At 38.7% G+C, this 25,185-nt stretch carries 21 protein-coding genes; 8 read left to right on the top strand and 13 right to left on the bottom strand.

Features of this window, described 5'->3' with window-relative positions:
- Positions 1–346: 346 nt before the first annotated feature.
- From lacG to EJF36_RS19025, 6 genes are all read right to left on the bottom strand, one after another.
- Positions 347–1,774: a 6-phospho-beta-galactosidase gene (lacG, locus tag EJF36_RS19000; RefSeq protein ID WP_125907805.1), complete on the bottom strand. Its 1,428-nt coding sequence runs from the start codon at positions 1,772–1,774 to the stop codon at positions 347–349.
- A 58-nt stretch (positions 1,775–1,832) separates the two neighbouring features.
- On the bottom strand, positions 1,833–2,357 hold the full coding sequence (gene lacB / locus EJF36_RS19005) for a galactose-6-phosphate isomerase subunit LacB (RefSeq protein ID WP_125907806.1): 525 nt from the start codon (positions 2,355–2,357) through the stop codon (positions 1,833–1,835).
- An 11-nt stretch (positions 2,358–2,368) separates the two neighbouring features.
- Positions 2,369–2,794, bottom strand: a complete 426-nt coding sequence (lacA, locus tag EJF36_RS19010) for a galactose-6-phosphate isomerase subunit LacA (protein WP_125907807.1) — start codon at positions 2,792–2,794, stop codon at positions 2,369–2,371.
- Positions 2,795–3,044: 250 nt separating this feature from the next.
- Positions 3,045–4,700 carry an ABC transporter permease gene (locus EJF36_RS19015; RefSeq protein ID WP_125907808.1) on the bottom strand — a complete coding sequence of 552 codons (1,656 nt, stop codon included), beginning with the start codon at positions 4,698–4,700 and terminating at the stop codon, positions 3,045–3,047.
- A complete protein-coding gene (locus EJF36_RS19020; RefSeq protein ID WP_125907809.1) occupies positions 4,687–5,859 on the bottom strand; it encodes an ABC transporter ATP-binding protein in 1,173 nt (390 codons plus the stop codon). Before EJF36_RS19020 ends, EJF36_RS19015 begins: the two co-directional genes overlap by 14 nt.
- 24 nt (positions 5,860–5,883) lie before the next feature.
- The gene (locus tag EJF36_RS19025; protein ID WP_125907810.1) at positions 5,884–6,900 is read right to left on the bottom strand and encodes an ABC transporter substrate-binding protein; all 1,017 of its coding nucleotides are present in this window, start codon (positions 6,898–6,900) and stop codon (positions 5,884–5,886) included.
- A gap of 183 nt (positions 6,901–7,083) precedes the next feature.
- Here EJF36_RS19025 and EJF36_RS19030 point away from each other — a divergent pair, with 183 nt between their 5' ends.
- Both EJF36_RS19030 and EJF36_RS19035 read left to right on the top strand, forming a co-directional pair.
- Positions 7,084–8,784, top strand: a complete 1,701-nt coding sequence (locus EJF36_RS19030) for a sensor histidine kinase (protein WP_125907811.1) — start codon at positions 7,084–7,086, stop codon at positions 8,782–8,784.
- A 3-nt stretch (positions 8,785–8,787) separates the two neighbouring features.
- Positions 8,788–9,567: a response regulator transcription factor gene (locus EJF36_RS19035; protein WP_125907812.1), complete on the top strand. Its 780-nt coding sequence runs from the start codon at positions 8,788–8,790 to the stop codon at positions 9,565–9,567.
- Between the two features lie 451 nt (positions 9,568–10,018).
- Here EJF36_RS19035 and EJF36_RS19040 read toward each other — a convergent pair whose 3' ends face one another.
- Entirely contained in the window at positions 10,019–11,338 is a 1,320-nt protein-coding gene (locus EJF36_RS19040) for a S41 family peptidase (RefSeq protein ID WP_125907813.1), read from the bottom strand.
- Positions 11,339–11,688: 350 nt separating this feature from the next.
- The gene (locus EJF36_RS19045; RefSeq protein WP_260471947.1) at positions 11,689–11,976 is read right to left on the bottom strand and encodes a YuzF family protein; all 288 of its coding nucleotides are present in this window, start codon (positions 11,974–11,976) and stop codon (positions 11,689–11,691) included.
- Positions 11,977–12,336: 360 nt separating this feature from the next.
- On the opposite strand from EJF36_RS19045, the gene EJF36_RS19050 reads away from it, so the two are divergent.
- The 6 genes from EJF36_RS19050 (at position 12,337) to EJF36_RS19075 (ending at position 17,795) form a co-directional block, all read left to right on the top strand.
- The gene (locus EJF36_RS19050) at positions 12,337–12,987 is read left to right on the top strand and encodes a hypothetical protein (protein WP_125907814.1); all 651 of its coding nucleotides are present in this window, start codon (positions 12,337–12,339) and stop codon (positions 12,985–12,987) included.
- A gap of 518 nt (positions 12,988–13,505) precedes the next feature.
- Entirely contained in the window at positions 13,506–14,597 is a 1,092-nt protein-coding gene (locus tag EJF36_RS19055) for a hypothetical protein (protein WP_125907815.1), read from the top strand.
- 26 nt (positions 14,598–14,623) lie between these two features.
- Positions 14,624–16,081, top strand: a complete 1,458-nt coding sequence (locus EJF36_RS19060) for a hypothetical protein (RefSeq protein WP_125907816.1) — start codon at positions 14,624–14,626, stop codon at positions 16,079–16,081.
- Positions 16,082–16,108: 27 nt separating this feature from the next.
- Positions 16,109–16,507 (top strand): tellurite resistance TerB family protein, encoded by a 399-nt coding sequence (locus tag EJF36_RS19065; protein WP_125907817.1) that lies wholly within the window; start codon positions 16,109–16,111, stop codon positions 16,505–16,507.
- Positions 16,500–16,787: a YkgJ family cysteine cluster protein gene (locus tag EJF36_RS22290; RefSeq protein ID WP_125907818.1), complete on the top strand. Its 288-nt coding sequence runs from the start codon at positions 16,500–16,502 to the stop codon at positions 16,785–16,787. Before EJF36_RS19065 ends, EJF36_RS22290 begins: the two co-directional genes overlap by 8 nt.
- A gap of 567 nt (positions 16,788–17,354) precedes the next feature.
- The gene (locus EJF36_RS19075) at positions 17,355–17,795 is read left to right on the top strand and encodes a hypothetical protein (RefSeq protein ID WP_125907819.1); all 441 of its coding nucleotides are present in this window, start codon (positions 17,355–17,357) and stop codon (positions 17,793–17,795) included.
- A gap of 85 nt (positions 17,796–17,880) precedes the next feature.
- Here the strand turns inward: EJF36_RS19075 and EJF36_RS19080 are convergent, their stop codons facing one another.
- The 5 genes from EJF36_RS19080 to EJF36_RS19100 form a co-directional block, all read right to left on the bottom strand.
- Positions 17,881–18,567, bottom strand: a complete 687-nt coding sequence (locus tag EJF36_RS19080) for a hypothetical protein (RefSeq protein WP_125907820.1) — start codon at positions 18,565–18,567, stop codon at positions 17,881–17,883.
- Positions 18,568–18,724: 157 nt separating this feature from the next.
- Positions 18,725–19,309, bottom strand: a complete 585-nt coding sequence (locus EJF36_RS19085) for a hypothetical protein (protein WP_125907821.1) — start codon at positions 19,307–19,309, stop codon at positions 18,725–18,727.
- Between the two features lie 603 nt (positions 19,310–19,912).
- Positions 19,913–21,559, bottom strand: a complete 1,647-nt coding sequence (locus EJF36_RS19090) for a thiamine pyrophosphate-binding protein (protein WP_312028273.1) — start codon at positions 21,557–21,559, stop codon at positions 19,913–19,915.
- A gap of 1 nt (position 21,560) precedes the next feature.
- Positions 21,561–23,822 (bottom strand): EAL domain-containing protein, encoded by a 2,262-nt coding sequence (locus EJF36_RS19095; protein ID WP_125907823.1) that lies wholly within the window; start codon positions 23,820–23,822, stop codon positions 21,561–21,563.
- Positions 23,823–24,280: 458 nt separating this feature from the next.
- On the bottom strand, positions 24,281–24,826 hold the full coding sequence (locus EJF36_RS19100) for a hypothetical protein (RefSeq protein WP_125907824.1): 546 nt from the start codon (positions 24,824–24,826) through the stop codon (positions 24,281–24,283).
- Positions 24,827–25,185: the final 359 nt, after the last annotated feature.

Raw genomic sequence — 25,185 nt, forward strand, 5'->3', positions numbered from 1 at the left:
AATATCGTGGATGTCGTAAACCTGAGTCACACAGGACATCCGGATAGTGCCGATAATACGCTGGGACGGCGTGATATTGTCGGCCTCGGCGCATGCGCCTGTAGGGTCTTACGCCTACCACTGCATCCCGCAGAGGACCACATGAGTGGGTCAGAAAGGCGTTGCCATAGATCGTGGCACTCTTGTCCTTTCGTCTTTTAACACGTATTCAGCTACAATTAAATATAGGAAGGATCGACAAATCAACATTCACCTTTAACAGAGCCTTTATTAAAAAATATAAAAACTCCCCTTAACATCGTTTCTGGCCAATCACCCTTATTAGTAGTAGCCATGGTACATTGTGTTAAAACTCTACTCGCTGAGGACCAAGCAATACTCTGCTGCTTGATAATTGTTTGTACCAATAGGCACTTCGTTTCGGATATCGTTCTTGCGTCTCAAAATCTACATAAAAAAGGCCATAACGTTTGTTAAATCCATTGGTCCACGATAAAACATCCATTAATGACCAAATAAAATATCCTTTTACATTTACACCTGCATCGATGGCCTCTAATATCGCGGCTAGATGATCATGAACATATTGAATTCTTAGTAAATCGTTTATTTTATGTCCTGTCATGGCATCCTTATATCCAAGTCCGTTCTCTGTGACATAGATTTTTTTGTAGGCAGGATACTCATTTTTAATGCGAAGAAGCATATCAAACAAACCTTTTGGAAAGATAGGCCAATCCCAATCTGTAGTGGGAACTGCTTGATTTTTAACCCGCTTGCCAATCCCTTTTAAAGCAAATACACTAGTCCCTTTTTCACCTGTTCCATTGTGCCCAATAAAACTATCACCTTCATAGTGTTCAATAAAGTGACTTGCATAGTAATTTAAGCCGAGAAAGTCTATCTGTACCGCTGCTTTTGAAAGGCAATTTAACTCTTCGTCTGTGATAGTCCATGTATCTCTGCTTGCTTGGATTATATCTGTGAGGTCACGTACCGTTTCCTCACTATATTTACCTTTCAGACAAGCATCTAGAACGAATCTGTTAGCGAGTGTGTCCTCAAGTTGTGCTGCTTTTTTATCATTTTCCGACTCTGAATTCGCGTATTTTGACTCTAAAATATGAACAATGCCGATTTCACCATCGAGCTGCATGTCTTTATACAAGTTCACAACCTTTGCATGTGCGACGCTCATATTGTGCATAGCTTGAATCGCTTTTGGGACATCATATTGTATATTTGGCGGAAAATGACCAATTACATATTGTCCCGCCACAACAGACCACGGTTCATTAATGGTAATCCAATGCTTCACCTGGTCTCCGAATTGCTGAAAACATACTTTGGCATAGTTTACAAAGTGGTCAATGTTGTCCTTATTTAGCCAATCACCTTTTTTAAAAAGTGGCAAAGGTGTATCAAAATGGTGAAGCGTAACAAACGGCTCCACACCATTTTCACGACACTCATCAAATACATCTCGGTAAAATTGCACGCCTGCCTGATTGACAGGCCCTATTCCATTTGGCAAAATTCTCGTCCAAGCAATAGATATACGGATGCTGTCAATGCCAAACGCTTTTGCTTGTCTAATATCCTGTTTATACGTATGGTAAAAATCACTTGCTATATCACCGTGGAAGGTGCTCGAGTCTCTGTGTAAATATTCATCCCAATAACATGGGCCTCTGCCATCTATCGTAGTAGCGCCTTCAGACTGATAAGCTGCGGTAGCAGCGCCAAACAGGAAGTCACTATTAAATGTTTTCAATCATCAGCTCCTCCTCTCATTTATCCTAAAAAGAACTTTCCGTCCGCAATAAGACCTTTTAACTTTTGATACTATCTGTATAGCCTCCGTTATTCCATTTTTCTAAAAACTCACTAAAGAAATCATCACCAGTTGACGGAACATCTTCTATTAAGCTATCGATTTGTTTAATGACGGCTAAGTTTTCAGGTGTTGCTCTAAATTCCGTTTCCAAAAATACATCAACGATATTTTCAATGACGCCGATACCACAAATACGCCCACCTACTCCGATAATATTGGCATTTAGACATTCCTTGGCGTAACGAGCAGATTCTACATCACGGACGAGTGCGGCTCTTGCACCTTTCACTTTATCGGCGCTAACTGTAATGCCAACCCCTGTTCCACAGATCACAATGCCTAAATCAGCTTCTTGAGAAACAACCTTTTCTGCTGTTTTCTTACCGTATATCGGATAATGTGTTCTTTCGTAATCGTATGTTCCGTTATCAATGACCTCATACCCTTTGTCTTTTAAGTACTTTATAATGTGATTTTTGATATCAGTTACGATATGATCACACCCTATTGAAATCTTCATTCCAATCCCTCCTAGCACATTTTATTTAACATATCTACACGTATTTGATGTCTGCCACCTGAGTATTCCGATTGTAAGAAGACCTCGACAATTCGTTCTGCTAATGTCGTACCAATCATGCCAGATCCAATTGTAATAATAGATGTGTTATTATGATCACGGGTCATTTTCGCTGTGTGTTCATCGGATACATTTGCACAAATAACCCCCTTACATTTATTCGCAACCATGAATGACCCAACACCATATTTATCTATAATGATGCCGCTAGCTGACGTGCCCTTTACCTCCTCCACCACACGGTTAGTCGCAGTAACAAAATGATTATCCTGCTGTGGTGTTACATCCATAACATCGTAATCCTGTTGCAGTAAAAATTGTTTTATATGTTCCTTAAGCTGAAAACCCTCTACATCTGCACCTAAAATAACCTGCACATTCATCTCTCCCCGTTGAATTTATAAAAACATACACAAGCAATGCCTCTCTCATAAAAGGTAAAGGGAAACTTAAGTCCCTTACCCAGGCGCACAGCGGTGAGGAGACACCCCAATCGAGCGCGGAAAACAATCGCTCTTACTGAAAAACCGCCTCTTTTTTCATAAAAAAGGAGCCTTATCCACTTATATAGGTAATATGAAGGTACGCCTTATATTTACCAAAGAGGAAAAGCCTCCTGCTATGTGGTTACATCGTGATTTCACGCTTTCCAGTTACCTTAAAGAAAATTAATAGCGAAACAACTGTTACGACTGTCAATATAGTGGACAGAGCTGCCGCCGTACCATAGCTTCCTCTAATAACCTCCGTATAAATAGCGATACTAATCGTTCGCGTATTGCCGGTATAAAGAATGATAGACGTACTTAGTTCACTAAAAATATTAATCCAGCTTAAAATCGCTCCCGCTATAATACCGGATCCCATCATAGGCAGTGTAATGCGGAAAAAAGTTTTCATATTAGAAGCACCCAGGCTTATGGCTGCCTCCTCTACGCTCTTACTAATTTGATTGAGTATTGCGGCACTTGACCGAACGGTATATGGTAGCCTTCTTATCGCAAATGAAATAATCATAATGAGCGCGGTCCCACTTAATAACAACGGCTTGCTGTTAAAGGACGTAAGAAGAGCAATCCCCAAGATTGATCCTGGTACAATAAACGGGAACATGGAGACTGTATCTAACGAGTTGTTAATATTGTTTGGGCGTCTCACTGTTATATAGGCAATTAAAACAGATAGAATTACGATAATAACCATGGCTGCAATCGCTAGCACAAAGGTGATTTGAATACTAGATCCTAGTCTTTCAAAGGCAATTCTATAGCTATCCAGCGAGAACTCCTCTACGAAAATCCTACCTTTTGTTTTTAAAAACGATGTGTAAATCACATAAATTCTTGGCAGTAAAGCAATGATGGTAATGCCGTACACAAATGTATGAGCGAGTATATTTACCAAGCCCTTTGCCGCTTTAGGCTCTATTGGATGTAAAGCATTCATCGTAAATGACTTTTTCTTAGAAATATACTTTTGTAAAAGAAAGACAAGTGTTGCTATGATGACAACAATGACACTAATAGCAGCAGCGAATCCTGCGTCTCCCCCTAATTCACTAATAAATTCGTTAAAAATAAGAACGGGAACTGTTCTGTATCCTTCTCCAATTAACATAGGAGTTCCAAAATCTGATAAAGCTCTCATAAACACTAACAAGGAACCTGCTAGTAATGTTGGCACAATTAGAGGAACAATTACTTTATACATTTTTTTAATACCTGTGCAGTTCATACTTTCAGCTGCTTCTATTAACGAACGGTCTACACTTTTCAGAGCACCCATCGTATAAATGTACACTAATGGAAAAAGCTGCAAGATGAGAACTAAAGAAATACCAGTGAACCCATAAATATCAGGTATCGTGATATTTAAATTGTTTTGAAAAAAGTTCGTGATAACACCGTTTCTTCCTAGCAGCAATATCCACGAATATGCACCGATAAAGGGCGGTGACACAGAAGATATAACAATTAAGGTTGTTACAAGAACAGAGCCTTTTATTTTCAAAGTCGTCATGACATATGCTAACGGTACCGCTACTACTGCTGACAAAATTGTCACAGCGGCTGTTACTTTAAAACTGTTGAACAGTGCCTCTAAATAGTACTCTCTACCGAAAAATTTTTTAAAATAAAACAATGAAAACGTGTTTGCGGATGGGTCTTTAAAGCTAACAATCAGCAGCGATATTAAGGGATATAAAAGAAATAAGATATAGATTAAAAATACAGCCAAGGAGATTGTCGTCCATACATCGTACTTCTTGTTAGATGGCCACATGACTATTTACACCTTTACTCGTATTTTTTTCGTCTTCATATCGGGTGATATCATTGACGACACCCCTGGTTAAGTTAATCTCCCCGGACTCATTAAACACATTAATTTTTTCAGGTTTAAACTGTAGGTAGACAACGGCTCCCTTTTCTAGCAATGAATCAATATCAGATTCTTTTATAATCTCAACCACTTTGTTATTTTCAAGCTCGACAAAGTAGTTAGTGTTTAACCCTAAAAACGTACTGCTGATTACTTTCCCTTTTATTCCTTCACCGTCTGTGCTTTCATTGATTATAAATTCTTCAGGTCGCACTGAAATTTTTACGTTTGTTTTATCTGATGATAGTAGGTTTGTATTAATATTAGTCAGTTTAATAGAGTATGTGTTATTAAAATGAAGCGTTATTTCCTCACCATGTTTCACGAGTGAACCTTCTAATATATTAGTCCGTCCGATGAAGGTCGAAACAAATAAATTTGCAGGACGGTGGTATATATTTTGAGGTGTCCCTGCGTGTTGAATCGTACCATCCTTCATAACAGCGATACGGTCAGAGACAGCCATCGCTTCTTCTTGGTCATGCGTGACATAAATGGTTGTAATTCCAACCTTGTTTTGAATATTTTTTATCGCATTTCTAAGCTCAATGCGCAGCTTGGCATCCAAGTTCGAAAGTGGTTCATCCATCAGCAGCACATCTGGGTTAATAACGATGGCTCTCGCCAGCGCCACCCTTTGCTGCTGGCCCCCTGATAGTCTCTCAGGCAGTCGATCCTTGAATTGTTCGATTTGAACAATGTTTAAAATTTCGTTCACTCTCTTGTCTATATCTGTTTTCGAAACTTTACGGTTTTCTAGCCCGAACGCAATATTTTTCTTAACGGTTAAGTGCGGGAAGATAGCATAGTTTTGAAACACCATACCGATATTCCTCATATTAGGTTTTAGATCATTTATTGATTTGTTATCAAAAAATATTTCGCCACCTTCAATCGAATTGAAGCCAGCCACCATACGGAGTAATGTTGTTTTCCCACAACCTGACGGACCTAGTAACGTAAAGAATTCACCTTTTTTAATATTAAGAGAAAGACCAGGAATAACAGCCTGGTCATTATACTTCTTAATCACGTTGTCAAACTTTATCTCTATACTCAAAGAAGCACACCTCTTCCTTGTATGTTACTTGCTAGTTACGATGTCGATATATTTATCTACGATATTTTGTTTATTTTCAATGACATACTCTAAATCTTCGAACACTAGCTTAATGTCTGACATTGGCGTCATATAATCAGCTGATTTAGAATCAACATGTAATGGACGGTTATTTAGGTTAGCCCCAATCGTGTCTTGCACTTCTTTTGAAAGAAGGAAGTCTACAAACTTCTTCGCGTTTTCAAGGTTGTTCGCACCTTTTACAATTGATGTCGCTGAAGCTGAATATGTGGTACCCTCTACCGGGTGGACAACCTTTACAGGTGCAGCTCCGCTACGAACGTAACCAACTGCTGGGTCTTCCCAAGTTAACCCTACAACAAACTCACCGTCTGCTACACTTCTATGAACAGCACCAGATCCGCTCGCAATTTTACCGTCTAAGTTCTCTACGAATTGCTCGACATATTTCCAGCCTTCTTCACTTTCATAGTCGCCACCAATTGCTAAAAGCATATTTGTAACATGGTTAAAAGCAGAGCTTGAGCTAGAGGCATCTGTATGCGCGATTTTCCCTTTTAATTCAGGGTTTAATAAATCTTTGTAGCCTTCAATTTTTATGTCACCTACTAGATTCGTATTTACAAGAAGGACATTTCCATCCAACACGTAAGACGTTACTTTCCCTGTATTATTTTGATACTCTTTAATTAAGTTTTTATCATTTGAAGATACATATTCTTCAAATAAATCAATGTTTTCAATATGAACAGATTTTGTGCCGCCAAACATTACGTCGGCGTAAGGGGAATTTTTTTCAGATTCAATCCGCTTCATAAGCTCCCCTGTTCCTGCACTAATAACTTCCACTTTGATACCTGTTTCTTTTTCAAACAATGGAATAATAGTAGCGATTAAGTCTTCGCTATTTGGAGAGTACACAACAAGACTGTCTGACTTTGCATCCGAATTACTTTGCGTTGAGCAACCTGCCAAAATAAGTAACGCTATGAGACCAGATACCAATACCTTTTTTAACACTTCTTATTCCCCCTCTTTTGTAAGTGCTTACATTTATAGGTTACATGAGATAAACTGATAGTTATATACGAAAATCATAAAAACACCTCTAAAATCGTAAAGTTTTCAAATACTTCCCAATATTCTAAGGATACATTATGATAATATGAAAATATGAAAATACTGCTGTAAAAGGGGAATATTGTGAATAAACGACTCAGTTTTAAACATACCATCCGTAAATTTTTTATGATCAATGCCCTGATTCCACTTACGATTCTAGTTGGATTATTTTTAGTTTTTTCTATTATTAATGCTAAACAGGTTGTTGTAAGGCAAGCTGAGATTGCTAGTGATCACATTAGTGAAAAGTTAGAAAAAACAAATGAGGCATACTCACAAGAAATTAGGAGAATGTCACACAACTTGCAGGTTATGGACTTTGTATTGAATCGAAGAGGGAAGCATAAGATATATGAATTCTTCTATGACTTTAATAACAGGCAAGCCATAAGAAGTAATATGTTTATTTTAGATAAAGAGGGCACGCTTCTGCTTTCAACGGCGGGCGAGACAGATACGGTGCGGGAAAGTATTATTCAGGACATGTATACAAGGATTGAGAAAAATCCGAACGTAGTCACGATTAGCGAAGCAAATAGCGTGGTGAATTACAATGGGAAACTAACTGTTTATATGTATGGAAGACAAATCACGTCAAATGAGGGCGAGCGGATTGGCTACATTTTTTACATGTTGCATGAAGAGGATTTCTTGCATATGATTTTTGACGAGACGACAAATATGGTTGTTATTACTGATGAATACGACACAATCATCGCAACTAGCAACAATAGTACGAGAGGATTTCTTAATAAATTCAGGCCATCACTTAATTCAAGAGGGGACGTTGTCTATGGAGAGAACGTGTTTTACATGGACAGAGTGAAAGTGCCAAACAGTAACATCTATGTTATTGCGTTGAATTCGTTACAAGTGCAAACGAGAACGATTACTTGGCTTATTATATTCCTTTTATTTGTAAGCGCTTTTATAATGATTTTATTAAGACACTTATCTATTAGACTATCTAGAAGAATAACTGTCTCCATCGATCAAATTATTCATGCGATACATCAATTCCAATTAGGCAATATGAATTACTATTTATCAATTAAATCCCAGGATGAGTTTGAATTAGTTTCAGACCAGTATAATTTAATGCTTGATCGCATTAACTATTTAATTACACAGAATTCAGAGTTGGCTGAGAGACGGAGAATTTCAGAGGTAAAACAATTAGAATCTCAATTCAATCCTCATTTCATATTCAATGTACTAGAAACTATTCGCTATGCTATCGTCATAAATCCATCCGAAGCAGAAAAAAGCGTACTGGCTTTGTCGCGATTACTTCGATACAGCGTAGACAATCATACACCTCATGTGAAATTGGGGGAGGATGTCGCATACTTAGAAGATTTTCTCGCCCTTCACAAGCTTCGGTTTGGTAACCGTTTGGATTATGCTATTAATCTATCCGATGAATTAAAGGATATGTATGTTCCTAAACTCTTGATACAGCCATTATTAGAAAATGCGATAAAGCATGGCTATAAAAAATCTAATAGCCTCTCTATTCATGTTGATATATCAAGAGTAGGCGAATCGTTAATAGTAAAAGTTCTTGATAATGGAGGCGGCATGGAGCAGGAGCAATTAAAGAGTATAAAAAAAGCTTTGTCAGACAATACTCCAGCTCTTACAAATATGGGCGTAGGCCTTTATAACGTGCACAGACGCCTAATTTTATTATATGAAGGAAACAAGGGACTGCGTATATCAAATGTCGATGATGGGTTAATGGTGCAGTTCTCTATCCCTATAGAAGAGGATGTGATGTAGTGTATGTATAAAGTTTTAATTGTTGAGGATGAAGACATCATTCGCAAAGGGCTCATGTATACATTTAGCTGGCAGGCACACGACTGCATCATTATCGGAGAAGCAAGCAATGGACAAGATGGTCTTGAAAAAATACTTGAGCTTAAGCCTGACATTGTGATTACAGATATAAATATGCCTATTATGGATGGCATAAAAATGATTAGAAACAGCATACAGAAAGTAAATTATAGCTCTATTATTATTTCAGGCTACGAAGAATTTCATTTGGCAAAGCAAGCTTTACAACTTGAAGTAGTAGATTACTTACTAAAACCACTTGATCACGAGCAATTATCAACAGCATTATCGGTGTCTATTCAAAAACTTAGAGCAAAGGCTGAAGCAGAACAGGTCGCAGTTTCTGTCGCGACACCAACTGTGCCACCTAACATCGTCAATCCCGTCAGCTCTATGACGTCAGAGATCGTTCGAAAAATCATAGATTACATTACAAATAACTACAAGAATAAAATTGTGATTCAAGACTTAGTCGAAGAAACAGGGATGAGTTCCACTTACTTACACAACAAATTTAAAGAAGAAACGAACCATACTATCAATGATTACTTAAACAGATTTCGAATCCAAAAATCTCTGGAACTTATGATAAAAGGAGAAGGAAAAATTTATACGATTGCGACTGACGTCGGCTTCCTAGATTATAAATATTTTATCAGTGTATTTAAGAAATACGTCAAATGCACCCCAAGCCACTTCATGAAGCACTACCGAAACGAATAAAGGCAGAGTGGGGGACGCTCCCTTCCTGGCAGATTGGGGACGGTTCTCGTGCTTCCTTCCCATAGAGACGCTATGAGATGGAACACGCCCGCTCATGCTTCCTTCTCACTATGGAAGTTAGCTTAGTGAGCACCAAACCAACTTCCCAACGCTAAGGTTGGCAGAGCGAGAACCGTCCCCGGGCTTCTTTTAAATCAACTAGCATATTGCTAGCATTAACCGTCATTTAGCTATTAGTTAGATAGCACTTGCTAGTAAGACAATACGTCAAAAACGGTTTGATTTTACCAAAGGTCAAATTCGAAAATCCTCCCTTTCTACATAATTAATAGGCAAACTAAGAACCGTCCCCTTGCTGATTTTGGTATCTGGCAGACTGAGAACCGTCCCCACACTGCCAAATTGTAGAACTGGTTTCGCTTTGCCACCGAAAAAGGTTGCATCACGCTGCCTATTTTAGATTGAGTACGGCTTCTACTTCTGGGTCCTTTCCGGCTAAGTAGTTTGAAAGTAATTGCGGCACCTCAATGTCGGGTCTAATCGTAGGTTCATTTGTATCATAGTTCTTAAAATACTTTGTTGAATAGCTGACACGCAAACCAGAGTTAGGCAAGTTGAAAACCTTCACTTCTCCGTAATGATTAGGGCTGCCACCCGTTGCTTCCCCTACAAACATTCCATTTGTTTTTTTCTTTAAGTCGATAGCATTCAAAATCGCTGATGAGTACGTGCTCCGGCCAATAAGAATATAGACATCATACCCTAAGTCCTTCTGCTTCTTTGCAATACCATTAATAAGACGCATAGCAATTAAGGAGTTTCCCCCACCATTGTGTCTCACATCAAACAGTATTTTTTCGGGCTGTTGCTTGTCTATCTGCTCTAGTACTTCTTTTCTAAAGTCACTAAATGGGTTATTTTTATCGTTCATACATTGCTTATATTGAATGTATAATGCCTCGTGCTCAGGTAAAAAAGTATAAGAGTACCAATCATCTAGCTCTTGTTTAAATAACGGTTGTTCGTTTACGTCTAAGTTGTCAAATATACTGATTGTTTCGTAGTCATTATCTTTATGAAAATATGTAGGCATCGTTACTGCTAACTCTTTTCCCACTTCATCTTGAAAAACAAATGTTGCTTGTTCTAGGTTGTCAATAATCTGAAATCCTTGCAACAACTCTGCATTTTTTGCGACAAATGGAAAGTTTAGGTTAAGCTCAGCTTCGTTTTCATGCTCGATCATGACAGACATACTAGCGAAAATCTCGTCTACCGGTGTATCTCCAATTTTCATCACCTTAAGTCCAAGAAGTTTCTCGAATTCTTTCGCCACTCTTACGACGTACCATCCATCATCAAAGCGATAAAACTGTATTGGAAACCAGTGAAAAGGAATGTCATATCGAATACTCGTATGTGAATCCCCTACTTTCGCAATCATCTTCTTCAATTCAATAAAAACCTCTATATCAGTAAATCCATCTAGCGAATTGATTAATTTCTCTTTTTCTTGAAGAAAAGCCTCCTCAGAAGTTGTATGATATAGGTTTTTATGTTTGTCTTCTAACGTCGCAAACATATAGTTAATATCTTCTTCCCAATGCTTCACCTTTATATCTTGCGTTTCAGATTGTAAGTCCTCCCATTGCTGCCACGATTCCTGCGAAGACATCGCCACTGGACGCGCCACCATTTGTATAATAAGTACCGTTGCTATAACACCGACCAACATGAATAACCCAATGCGTAACACTTTTCTTTTTTTCAAGACTCATCACCTCTCCTCCATTATAACGAGCAAAAACGAGCGGATATCTGATGGTTATTACAAATTTTTTACAAGTTAAGGCTGGGGACGGTTCGAGACTGGTGAAAAAGTGATAGCTCAGCTAAACAGAAGGCAATCATTCACTATATGTAGATACTTCCCTTTTTAGTTACACCTATATCTCGTTAACAATTTTGCTGTATTCGACAAGGTATGATTTTTTTTCAGTGCTCTCGGACGGTTCTCATGCTTCCTGCCCACTATACGACAAGGAAGCGCGAGAACCGTCCCCGCGCATCCTTGTCCTATTATGAATCCTTATAGTGAATAGCGACTTCCTACTATATATCTTATTTTCCTGTTTCCGGCATGATCCAGATGATTTCACATGTACGAACGAAGAATGTGGAATCTCTTTCTTGGATTACGACATGATCAGGCTTGGCATCTACTACAATGCCGTTCACAGGTCCACGTGTTGTATCAAGAACCACTCTTTTACCTTTTAAGCTCATTAATGCTTGATATACAAAAGGCTCTACTACCATAACCTGCATAGGTTGTGGCATAGATGGCATATTCATTTGTGAAGGGGACACTGCTGTTGGATACATATTCATATTGTTCATATGTTGCATAGTAACTTACCTCCAGGTGTTTAATTTTATTTACACCTTCACTGTATGCCGAATACAGGTAAGTGCCCCATAGGTTAGTGCCTAATTTAAAGACAATTGCCCGGCTCTCTCAAACCGAGTCGAAGGACAAACACATGAGGGTTTGATATAGTGGTGGTAATGTCCTAGCGATTTTTTGTGTAACAAGTTCCTCATTTTAATAGTAATAGACCATCAAGCATTTTTTAAAGATGACTAAAATACTACTGTTACACAAAATAACAATCAAAAAAACCATTATAAAAAGGGGAATTCAAGCAAAAAATAAACCGCAATCAGAGAGGCGTAATGTACGAAACGATTTTAAAAGGATGTGTTATTTTGTATAAAATTGCTTTATCTTTAGTATTTTTACTAACTTTATGTGCCTGCACTGCTTCGGGAGATGATGCCACACAAAACAAAGAAAACCCTACTACCGAAGAACAAGCAACTACAGAAACAGGGAACAACAATGAGCAAAATGATGGCGTAGAAAACAATGAAGAGGATTCTGACGGCAGCGATAATGAGTCTAAGGATAATGATGAGAAAACCGGAGAGACTGACAAAACTAATGAAGATAACACCTTAACTAACGAAACGGTGATCAATATATTGCCTAACCTAGAAAAAAGATTTATGACAGTTGTTCAATCAGCTGATGAAAACGGGAAGATTTCTAACTTCTCTACTATTGAAGAGTTAACCAGACATTTCTCTGAAATAATGTCTCAACAAGTAGCTCGCGCCTATGCTACTACATACTTTCAAGAAAAAGGTGACGGTCTTTATGTAATAGCGATGGATGCTCCCACATGGTTTAAAGCAGATGAACCATTCGAAATCTCACAAGAAAAAGGTGGCACATACACCGTTATTCAAGAACAACAAAATGAGATGATAGGTCATGTAAAAATGTATTATACACTTGTTAATACTAATGGTAACTGGATTGTGGAAGACATTCGACAAGAAAGTTTAAATCAATAAGAAAAGCGAAAGCGTCTTGCTCAGCCCCGACCAGCTTAAACCTCCCCACGGCAGGGGCTTCCCCGCAGGAGGACGGCGACTTAAGACCTCGAGGTTCTGGGGCTAGACACTAATCTAGGTTAAAGAACTTATGCTTTTTTTAATATAAATAAAAACAGCCGTCGACCCGATGGCTGTTTTTTTGCAGCAGTGGGACGGTTCTTCTACTTCCATCCCACTGCACGATGAGAGATCACAAGATTATTCATGAACCTCATGTTTTGCTAGACTTGGCAGACTGAGAACCGTCCCTTGTTTGCCTGGTTGTGGAACTTGGCAGACTGAGAACCGTCCCCACGCTTCTTCTTCCCCACGCTTCTTCATAATCCGACATATTTAGATAAAATTTTAAAAAACTTGTAAAATTCACAACTAACTATTTTATTTTTATTATATTATTAAATTAAATCCAACTTTGATAATATTCACAGCATGGATTTAGTAGTTTAATAACTTCTAGTAAAAGGAGACATACCATCATGCCATTACCTTTTTTATTAGCCGGAGCAGCAGCTGTTGCAGGGATTACTGGAATAGCCAAAGGTGTTGAAGCTTCCTCCAATAACAGTCGAGCAAAAGAGTTGTATGAAGAGGCGGAAGAAATTTTTGAAAATGCAAAAGAAGAACTTGAAGAAAGCAAGATTGATGCGACACATTCGCTTGAACAATTAGGTGCTCTAAAGCTACAAGTATGGGATGAGCAATTTGGTAGATTCATAAATCTAGTAGAGCAAGTTAAAAATGTAAAGCTCAGTGGTCAAGCACACATAGATACAAAATTAATAAAAAATATAAGCTTTAGCACAAGAGAATTACAAGAGATGAAAGAAATCTCATTAAAAGCAAGTGAAGTAGTTTCAGGTGGGGTTACTGCCCTTGGTTCTGGCGCGCTTGCGGGTGTTGCTTCTTATGGAGGAGCGATGATGTTTGCAACCGCTTCAACAGGAACGGCCATTAGCTCCTTAACAGGTGTGGCAGCCACAAACGCAACGTTAGCATGGTTTGGTGGAGGCTCTTTAGCTGCCGGAGGATTAGGGATGGCTGGCGGTGCTGCCGTTCTGGGTGGACTTGTAGCAGGACCAGTACTTGCCGTTGGTGGCATGATCATGGCTGCAAAATCTAGAGAGAATCTAGCTCAAGCGAAAAAGCATAAAGCAGAGGCACGACATGCAGCAGAAGAAATGAGAACGGCTGCAAGTATGCTAAACGCAATCGAAAGTATGTCAGATCAATTTTATGAAGTAACTGAAATCCTTAATAGATATATGACAACTACGCTAAACCAACTAGAAGATGCCTTACATATTGCTAGAACTGAACAAAGCAGTAGCTTTTTATATAAATTCAAAAACTTCTTTTCTAATTGGTTTAAAAAAGATGTCAGAATTAACTTTGACAAAATGACAGAAGAACAAAAACGAGTCATTCAAATGTCTTATGTGTTTGCACAAACGTTAAAAATCGTCCTTGAAACACCATTATTAAATAAAGATGGTTCACTGGATGAATCATGTGAAGAAGCTTTACTTCCTGCATATGAACTCCTTGAGCACCAACCAATATCTGCATAAGTCATATTTGAAAGGGATTTTGCTTAATGAGTGAACGTCGCAGAAAATTTTGGCCGTTTCGTAAAAAACAAAATACGATAATAAAAGTGAATGATGTTAAAAACATGTCATCTGCTCAATTAGCAAGCTACTTAGCTAGACATGAAGCGGCTGCCACAGATTCGGCTATTGCTGGCATGGATCTTTTTCGGGAAGCTGCTCAGAAATTGGCAAAAGTGGACATCGGTAAAAAACAAGGGAATCTCTTTGAATACATTGAAGCAACAAAATTTAATATGGATGCTGCACGTAAAGGGGCTTTGGACACAAAGGCATTTGTGACCGCTGCTGAAGGAGATCCACATGCCGCAGCTGATATTATTATAAAAAAAGGGAATAAAGTAGTCGAAGAGATCCAAGCAAAATCTAGTAATAGTTCTGTAGAAGCTACGTATATGATAAGTGACGAAAAATATCGCGGCATGCAAAAGCTTGTTAATTCGGATAAAGAAGAAGCTGTTAGAAATCTAGCAACGAAGCGAAGTAACATGGGAACGCATAAGCAAGAGGACTATATAGATACTGCCAGAAATGTAACTGGAGGCGCACATCATGGTGACATACGATCTGATGGAACGAGCTATGACGAGGTAATAGGGGCTGCCGAAAATCCAGAACGCTATGCTAACCAACTAGAAATGAAACAGTTTAAGCAAGAAATTACAACAACCGCAACACAAGCCGCTGTCGTTGGTGGCGTCATAGGTGGCGCAATCTCACTTGTGCAAAATAGCATCCAAGTATCTCAAGGCAAACTAGATGCGAAAGACGCAGGAATGAATGTAGTGAAAAACACAGCTAAAAGCAGCGTCAAGTCTGGTGCGACAGGCGCATTAGGGTCTACCATTCGCATTGGAGCGCAAAAGGCTGAGATTTCAGCTCTTGCAAAGGGAAATGTGGCTACATCAATTGCCGCTGGTGTGATAGATTGTGGCGTTACTATTTACAGTTTAGCAAAAGGTGAGATTAAAGCTGAAGAAGCCATGGAGAGAATGGGCCAAACAGCTTTTTCTACCTCCTCTAGTATCTATGCAGGTTTAGTTGCTGGTGTAGCATTTGGACCAGGCATTATTGCCACTATGGGAAGTCTAGCAGGATATATGTTAGCTACACATGTTTACCAAAGCTGTATCGCTATTTTTAAAAGTGCAAAGCTTGCTGAAGACGAAGCAGAGCGTGTCATTGCCTTGTTAAATGAAGCGATTAGAGAAATGCAAACTCAAAGAGAGCTATTTGAAAAGAATGTGAAAGAACACCTCCAATCTCAGCGGAAAATGTTTCAAAAATGCTTCAACGACATTGAAATTGGCTTAGAAACTGGGAATCCGGTTCAAGTAATTAATGTTTTAGAACAATTCACAGCAACATTTGGCAAGCAGTTAAAACTCACGAACTTTGAGGAATTCGATCGATATATGAAAAAGAACGATACGCTGCATTTATAAAAAATGATGGATAAAGGAGACGAAATAATGTTTTTAGGACAACTAACGGAAAAAGAAAAAGTTGCATTTATTCAACTAGCCCATTTCGTAGCAAAGATTGATGGCTCTGTAAGTGACAAGGAACAAGAATTTATCGACTTATACATTAAAGAGGCTGCTCTATCAGAAGACCACCCAATCTCAGATTCACTTCAACTTCATGACATTCTTGAAGCCTTTGTAACAACGACTTCTAAAAATATTGCCCTTATCGAAGTACTAGCTCTTATCTTCTCAGATGGCATTTATGATGATGAAGAAAGAAAGCTTGTAAAAGAAATTAAGCAAGAATTAGGAATTTCTTCTGAGAAATATGAAGCGTATAAAGCATGGATTCAACGAGTGAATGCTGTGTATGCAGAAGGAGTCACACTAATAAGTGAGTAGTAGCTTTCCTTGCTCAGAGTGTGGGCTATGTTGCAAAAAAATCTCCCTCATACCTGAGTTGCGTCAATATGACCGAGGGGATGGAACCTGTAAGTACTTAATTGAGTCGAGATGTTCCATTTACGATACACGACCACAAGTTTGTAGAATTGATGATATGTACCACAACGTCTACTATAAAACTTACAGCAAGGAACAATTTTACGAAGAAAATCTAAAGGTATGCAAAGCACTCCAAATAGAAGCCAATATACCTCCCAGTGACAAGGTTAAAACCTGATGCATGGGGACGGTTCTCGCGCTTCCTTCTCTTTGTGGCAGTATGGGGACGGTTCTCGCGCTTCCTTCTAACCGAGTTAAGTAGGAACAGCATGAGAACCGTTTTTTTGCCTGCTTACTGAAAACGGAAGAGTGAGATCCGTCTGAGAGCAGTAACAAAGTAAAACCTTATTTCATTTAACACATTCATTAACTCCATATACATACATAGAAGAAGGGAATCAACTGTATATACCGGATGATTCCCTTCTCCTTTTCTGATTTGTCACTGTTTAAACAGTCTCGAACCGTCCCTGCTCTGCTCTGCCATCACAACCGAACACGAACATATATCTAATTAAACGCTTGTTTAGATGTTTGTTCGTGTCTTAGTTAATAGAATCTTTATGAATTCTATCTATGATCGTCCGAATGAATCCTCCACTTCATGACAGAAGTTTCGGCAGACTAAGAACCGTCCCCGCTCTGCCAACTACCTATTCTACCAATTTTTGCAGCAATCTGTTCTAAATGATAGAGACACTTAATAGACTCTATTAAAAGCAATATAGGAAAGGACGGATTCTCTTTGGGAAGAGTGGAGGAACTTCATAGTAAACAACAAATCTTTGACGAGTTATTTCAGAAGATAGATTTTGTCGTCGAAACGAAGGACAAATATAGATATCCAAACAGACGTCACATATGCTTTCATGTGACGGTTGAGAGTAGAATGAACTTAGTCAGAGAAGAAGTAACGGCCATGGTGACTTGTATAACAGGACGGATTGAAGAAAAAATTGAGAGAGTTTTCAAACCTTCGATCCCACCGCAGACTATTTATCTTAAACCAGATTTCGAGATACTAGATTTAGATGCTGGTGAGCTTCTAGACGAAGATGATTGGAACACGTCTTATGCAGATCTTCTCGCAGAAGCCATTTTTGAAGATTTAAAATATGTAGAACTGCTAGACGAAGAAGGTAATTATACAGACTATCGATTGCGGATAAAAGATGTGTATTACTAGTGTAGACAAAATAATAACTATATGAATTAGAGGCTTTATATGTAAAAACCAAAAGACCTAAGCAACAAGCTTAGGTCTTCACTTTCTATGATGCACAATCTGGTAAAAAGTGAACAATAATATAAGTGACTGTTAAAGAATTTTCTGTTTGGCAGATGCTACATCTAAAGCCTGCTGATATAACGTTACCGTTACAAAAATCAGGACAAGGATCTACTACATCTTGAGATGTGTAGCAAAGAATCTCGTCTACACAAGTTGTGCCTGTGCATACAAACGGTCTAGTTACTAGTCGCCCACAGTTATCTGCTCCATTATTAAAGAATGTTTGTAGATTAAATGTTAAATAGTAGTTGAGAGGCCCAGTTGCTCTAACTTCATTTACCGTACATACGCCTTGAATCGGTCCACAGTCTGTTAAAGCTGCTACTTGTGTTGGCGTGATGCAGCATTGAAGAAAGAACGGATCATTGAAGAGATTTATACCTGGTAATAAAAAGAGAGGTGGTAATGAGAATATTGATCCGTTGGGTATTTCTAACGTACATTGATCTACAGCAATCGCATCACAATCAGCTGTTTGTTGTATTTGCTGTAAGTCGTTATATAATCTATTTAATTCAGCTACCTCCTCGTCTCTATCCTCCATTTCTTTTGCTTCTGCAATAGTATTTTCTAGCTTTTTCATAATATCGCTTAGTGTATCCTTGTGTTGCCCTTCCATTAATTCCGCTCTATTGACCTGTTGATTCATTTGATTTTCTTCAGACATATATAATCCCCTTTCTAAGTGTTTTCTGTATTAAGTTATTCATGGGAGTTATATTGGAGTAGGTAATAAAACTAGAATGTAACGCACATTTTTCAAATGATGATTTAACCTAGAAAGAGAATTTTTGTCGGGGATAATGAAAGTTTATCTTTAATTGTTAGTACTTTGAGTTAGGAGGCACTATTCTTCGTCTAACAGGATGAACTTCTTTATTACTCATCTCTTGTATTGTCTTTTCTAAATTTAGAATTCGCTCAAATAGTTTATCTTCATTCTTCATTATGCTTTCTTGTGAGTCAGCAATATTCGTAATAATAGATTGGACAGCTTCGTATTGATTTTTTATGTCCTCAATGATGGAGTTAAGTGTTGCTAGCTGATTTTCAAAAACACTGAACTTAGATGAAACATTGTTATGTTTTTCAACAAGAGTTGCGTTTTCTGCTTCAACGAACTTCAACATGTTTTTAAACTGTAAAGCGATTTCATGGAGAGCATGTATAGATAATTCAATCTGTGAATGACCTTTTACCTTTTCTTCTACATAATCATGTTTTATTTGCAATTGAAATAGATCTTCTTTCAATTGTTCATTTTCTCTCTGTAAAGCGGTCAATAGACACTCTTGATTTACATACAATCTTGATTTATCCAGCTGTGTATTAAGGATAGTATGAGTATGATTTGATTGAGCATCGTTTTCGTGTGTTGGGCTGTGCATACTGGATGTATTTTTTCTCATTCGGATTCCTCCTTTTTTCCTGTAATAATTATATGCATTACCGCATTGTAGGTGATAATCCAAAAAAGCAAAACGGGGACGGTTCTTCCTCTGCCAAGACAGACACCATGATGGGGCTTGCTCTTCACCGACCAAGGCTAATCAGGGACGGTTCGAGAGTACTGGCAAAGGAGTATCTTACTCGAATTAACTTAATTTTTCACGAAATATAGGTACAAAAAAGAAGTAAATCAACTACATATATTAGATGATTAGCTTCTCTATTGCTGATTTGATACTAATTCATCGGTCTCGGACGGTTCTTGTACTGCCGAACTGTTTCCGACTTTGGTAAATTGAGAACCGGTCCAATATATACTTTTTATCAAAAAAACCGAACAGATATCTTAATCAAACGTTTGATTAAGATATCTGTTCGGTTTTGACTCTTAAAATATAGGTACTCGACTTGTTCTGTTTACTGCAGCGACAAGGAAGCAAGAAACCCAATCCCATCCCACACAAACTCTTCCACCTACCTAAAAAGGAAGCAAGAGAACCGTCCCCGCTCTGCCGATCCCGTGCCACTCGGCAAACCGAGAACCGTCCCCACTCTGCCACCCTTCAGCCTCTTCGCATGGTTGGTGGGAGTTCGTCTGGGTCTACGATGATTTCGACGACGGCTGTTTTGTGGCTCAGAATTGCTGTTTGTAGTGATTGGCGCAGCTCGGCAGATGTTCTACATTTGAACGGTAGCGCCCCCATGGACAGGGCCCATTGATATATATCAACAGGACAAGCAAAAGATGCGCCGACCGCTTTTCCGACGTGCTTTTTCATACCTTTGTCGACCATATCCAAACCACTGTTATTAAACACAATGAAGACAACGGCCGCATTGGCATTTACAGCGGTTGAAACTTCGGCTCCATGCATGAGCATACAGCCATCCCCTGTTAAGCAAATCACTTTCTGATGAGGAGAAGACGCCAGCTTTGCACCTATCGATAGTCCGATTGCATTCCCCATCGCCCCAAACACATCATCAAAGAAAAATGTGCCTGGTTTTTCGATATTTAAATTTTTAATAGCATAAAAGGAATGACTTCCTGCGTCTCCAAACAATATTGTCTCATCCGGTAGGACTTCATTGATAATGTGAATGCTTCGTTCAGACGACATATACGTGCCATTTTCTTGTTCATCTTTTAAAGGTAGGGAAGATTTCTCATGATGAGGATAGGCATTAAAGCCGTTGTAAGCGCCCCTCCTCATTACTTCACTTATAATTAATTGAAGGTTTCTCTTAATATCTCCAGGAATGAAGAGCGTTGACGTTTCTAACGATTTCCCAACAAAGGTTTGATCATAGTCAAACTGAATTACTTGTACCGGCCACTGTTCTTCGCTCAGCCCCGCTAACGACATGTCGGACAGTTTTGTGCCGATTACGATCATGACATCGACGCCTTTTTTTATATAATCATGAGCTTCATCTGTGCCACCGAGCCCAAATCCACCAAGAGATAACGGATGTCGCGTCTGAAAGGCACCTTTTCCTCCTGGCGTTGTCATGACGGGAATATTCCAACATTCCGCCATCATCCTAATTTCTTCATAGGCTTTACTAGCATGTACGCCCTTTCCAAGAAATAATACGGGATGATTAGCGCGATTCAATATATCAATAACATCATGATATCGAGAGGAAATGACGTGCTCTGAATCAGGCAATTCAAGTTCAAACGGCTCTACCTCTTCTAGTAACACATCAGCAGGAATAGACAAGTGAACAGGTCCCTTCACACCTGAAAATGCCTTTTCTAAGGCATGCTTCAAATACGACCTCATCTGGTCGCCTCGTTCAACCCTAGCACTAAATTTTGTAACAGACTTAAACATATCTACAAGGTCTGTCCCAAATTGTGAAGAATCTTGCCCCATTGCTTTCCCCACTTGTCCAATCGACGGATGCCCTGTAATGAGCAAAACAGGGATATGGGACGCTTTCGCCTGCGCAGCTGCTGTTATAAGGTTTGTGCCACCAGGACCGGATGTACAAATGGCTACGCCTATTTTATTGCTAAGTAATGAATATCCCGCCGCTTCATATCCTGCGCCCGTTTCATGTCTACTTAAAACAAAGTCAATGCCTTTGTCATCTATTTCTAGTAATAGAGGCACCACTGCTTTGCCTGGTATACCAAAAACGTGTGTGACTCCCCATTTTTTAAAGTGGTTCGCGAGTATTGAACTGATTTTTTCCATCATATCACTTCTTTACTTTTTTCTTCGGTACTGTACTTTTACGTTTGAATTCCTCTGTTAACTGTAAGTATCGCTCTTCAAATTCATGAGCAGGCGTTGGTTTCATAAAATAATACCCTTGCACCTCGAAACAATTTTGATTACTTAAAAAATGCAATTGCCCTTCATCTTCGACACCTTCGGCGATGACTTTAATGCCTAAGCCATCTGCCATCGCAATAATGGTACCCACGATTTTCGCATCATTTTCATCTATTAAAATATCAGTCACGAACGATTTATCAATTTTCAAGCTGTTAATCGCAAAATTTTTCAAATAACTTAAGGAGCTATAGCCTGTCCCAAAGTCATCCATGCTTATTTGTACACCTAAATCTCTCAGCTGATTAATAGTAGCCTCCGCATAGGAGAAATCCATCGCCATAGATTCAGTAATTTCAAGCTCTAAATATTGAGGATCGAACTCTGTTCTTTTTAAAATAGCAGCAATCGTATCAACAATATTTTGCTTAAGAAACTGTTGAATGGATAAGTTGACAGATACCTTAATAGGGGGCAATCCTTTAGAAATCCATTCTTTATTTTGTAAACAAGCCCTCTCAATGACCCACTCACCGATAGGCACAATTAAACCTGTTCTTTCTGCTAAAGGAATAAATTTATACGGAGGAATGACGCCTCGTTCCGGATGATTCCAGCGAATGAGGGCTTCCACTCCAATTATACTTCCTGTTTGACTATTCACTTGCGCTTGATAATGAAGCTCAAATTGATCTTGCTCTAATGCCATCCTTAAATCATGCTCTAAAAGTAATTCCTCACTCGTATCTTTGTACATTTCAGGTGTGTAGACAACATAACAGTTCTTTCCTTGGCTTTTTGCTCGATACATCGCCGTATCAGCTTGAACTATGTAATCCTCAAGGCTCTTCACGTCGTCTGAATATATGGTTACACCAATACTTCCAGTGAGATGAAACTGATTATGATTAATGGTAAAAGGTTCTTTAAATTGTTGGACGACTTGCTCCGCAATCGTCTCGCCGTCTTTTCCATTATTTTTTAAAAGAATAATAAATTCATCGCCACTTATTCTGGCCAACATATCTTCTTGACCGATACATCCACGGATCCTCTCGGTGACTTCAATTAAGACTCGATCTCCTTGACTATGTCCAAACGTATCATTTATATTTTTAAATTGATCTAAGTCAACTAATAGAAGAGCTGTATCCTGACATTCATCAGACTTCATTACTTTTTCTAGTTCACTATGAAAATACCGTCTGTTAGGAAGACCTGTCAGTTCATCATGATACGCTAAATAATTATACTTTTCTTCCATTAAATATCGTTCAGTAATATTCCGCAGTTGCGCAAAAGCTCCGATCATCACGTCATTTTCATAAATGGGCTGTGCATCAAAAAGGCAAATCATTCTTTCGCCATTGTTATTATAAAAATGCATCTCCACATCTTTATAAATTTTTTCATTATGTATAACTTCTTTAAAATAAGAACCTGTTCGCGGAGAAGCAAAAATATCTCGCCCTATAATCTCTTCCCTCGTAAAACCAGAAATGACTTCTGCAAAGTGGTTATATTCCGTCACTTTCCCATCGGCATCGGTGATGATAATAGCATTTCTCGTACGACTCAACATAATTTGATTCATAATGTTCAGCTGTCTATTTCGTTTACGTAGGAGAAGTTCTCTTTCCACTGCATCCACAAAGTTGGAGAGCATGCTTAAAAAAAGAGGGTTTTCGTATTCCACCGTTGTAATGAAGGAGAGGCTACCTAACAAACGGTCGATATCTGTATAATGGTACGACGACCCGTAGCTTGCAATACGATGAAAATGTTTATTATAATGATCGTCCCCAACCACTTGCACTGGTTCGTTTTCTTGTAGAGCTAAACTTACTACATTTGTCCCTAACACTTGTAGAGAGCAATGTGCACCTGGCTGAAAGCCTGCTTCTTCAAGAGAGTCTTTCAACGATTGATCGCCCATGATTTCTAGAATATAACTTTCTTCATCGGAAACCATTAACAATATAGGCGTTCCTTTTAAAGAATTAAGAAATTTATTAGTAAAAGAACGTATTACTTCTAATATATCTTTATATAACTCTCGTTTTTCCACTAATTGATTATTAGTCAGATACGCAGAGGGTCGCACTATCTCTTCTGGACTTATGCCAGAAGCACTAGATAACTTGTTTGAATTCCGAATATATTGTCGTTCTTTTGTCGCTGACATAGGACCACACTCCTGCTTTTAGTATAAACAGTGTGTCATATTATGTAAATGCACATAAAGGTGATTTATGTTATTTGTGTGTGAAATTTCTATATGAGGGGAAATGGGGTGGGGGTTGGCAGTGCGGGGACGGTTCTCGTGCTGCCGAGGTGGCGGAGGTTTTTGCGACAAGTCTTTTCGGGGTGACAAAGGTTGAAGGCGGACTGTGGCAATATGGGAATGCTCGCAGCATGAGCTTGCGGGCAGTATGGGGTTGTTCGCATAATTGGGCGCTGAAAAATTGGGCGGTGGACCTGACAACATGGGGCGCTCACAAATCGGGGACGGTTCTCAGTCTACCGAGGTGTCGCTCAATGGCAGACTGAGAACCGTCCCCGTTCATTCTCTCAAACATCATCGTTATTAGATGAAAAAAGAAAAGTAGCAATCCTTTTGGGCTGCTACTTCTATAGTTGGTCTTACATATGAGGTAACCCAGTGTATGGCTTTGGAGATGTTGACCCTCTGCCAATGTGAATCACCTTATAAGCCGGATTCTCTTTCTCGAACTTTTGAATGACCCCTTTTTTAAAAGAGAACAATCCTCCTTTACATCGTGCATTTAAAAACTCGCCTGTCGACTGAGAATAAACTACTAACCAATAATGATTGTAAAACATTGAATACCACTCCTTTTCATGACATGACTCTATTTTATTTGATTCCGCTGACAATGGCTCGGACAGGGGATAATCTTTTTTGGCATCTAAATCTATGATTCTTAGTGGCTTTTGAAGAACAACAGTATCATAGCCAACTTCTTCTTTGAGTAATTTTAGAAATCTAGCAAGATAGGCCTCCTCTGTTTCATCCGCTTTACGTGGATGCTCATTCAAAAAATCCTCTACACTCATCTCCATATTTTCAGGTAACATATCAATCCGTAACAGCCCAACATGCTTTCCTTTAATATGTAAGTCAAAATAGTAGTAACCTTGATAACCATCAAAAGCACCAAAACTCAATACATATCCATCCTTTCGCTTTCAGCAAAATGCTAAATTTTTGTTGCGATTCCGATTATATAATGGATGCGTCTCACCTGCATTAAGCTCCACTGCCATTTTGCCGTTAAAATACAAGTTTTTTTATGGTTATTTCCTATTATTTTATGTTTAGTCGAGGCAAAATCTAACAATCATGGCTTTTATTAATGTACCTAACCCTCTAATAAGCTTAGTTTAGTGCGATTTTAACAGTGTCTCCTTGACCGCCTTTTACTTTATAACCTCCTACTCCAAACTTTCCTCCTCTTTGGAACAGGTTGAAAATTCGGTAGTTACTGTCTTTGCAAAACCTCCCGCTGAGTTCCCCTCCCCAAAAT

Source organism: Bacillus sp. HMF5848 (assembly GCF_003944835.1).
Classification (GTDB): Bacteria; Bacillota; Bacilli; order Bacillales; family HMF5848; genus HMF5848.

Excerpts from the sequence above, each read along its gene's own strand:
- EJF36_RS19065 (WP_125907817.1), top strand. The coding sequence starts at position 16,109 with ATGTTTTTAGGACAACTAACGGAAAAAGAAAAAGTTGCATTTATTCAA.
- EJF36_RS19060 (WP_125907816.1), top strand. The coding sequence starts at position 14,624 with ATGAGTGAACGTCGCAGAAAATTTTGGCCGTTTCGTAAAAAACAAAAT.
- EJF36_RS19015 (WP_125907808.1), bottom strand. The coding sequence starts at position 4,700 with ATGTGGCCATCTAACAAGAAGTACGATGTATGGACGACAATCTCCTTG.
- EJF36_RS19095 (WP_125907823.1), bottom strand. The coding sequence starts at position 23,822 with ATGTCAGCGACAAAAGAACGACAATATATTCGGAATTCAAACAAGTTA.
- EJF36_RS19085 (WP_125907821.1), bottom strand. The coding sequence starts at position 19,309 with ATGAGAAAAAATACATCCAGTATGCACAGCCCAACACACGAAAACGAT.
- lacB (WP_125907806.1), bottom strand. The coding sequence starts at position 2,357 with ATGAAGATTTCAATAGGGTGTGATCATATCGTAACTGATATCAAAAAT.
- EJF36_RS19035 (WP_125907812.1), top strand. The coding sequence starts at position 8,788 with ATGTATAAAGTTTTAATTGTTGAGGATGAAGACATCATTCGCAAAGGG.
- EJF36_RS19055 (WP_125907815.1), top strand. The coding sequence starts at position 13,506 with ATGCCATTACCTTTTTTATTAGCCGGAGCAGCAGCTGTTGCAGGGATT.
- EJF36_RS19045 (WP_260471947.1), bottom strand. The coding sequence starts at position 11,976 with ATGCAACATATGAACAATATGAATATGTATCCAACAGCAGTGTCCCCT.
- EJF36_RS19090 (WP_312028273.1), bottom strand. The coding sequence starts at position 21,559 with ATGATGGAAAAAATCAGTTCAATACTCGCGAACCACTTTAAAAAATGG.
- EJF36_RS19080 (WP_125907820.1), bottom strand. The coding sequence starts at position 18,567 with ATGTCTGAAGAAAATCAAATGAATCAACAGGTCAATAGAGCGGAATTA.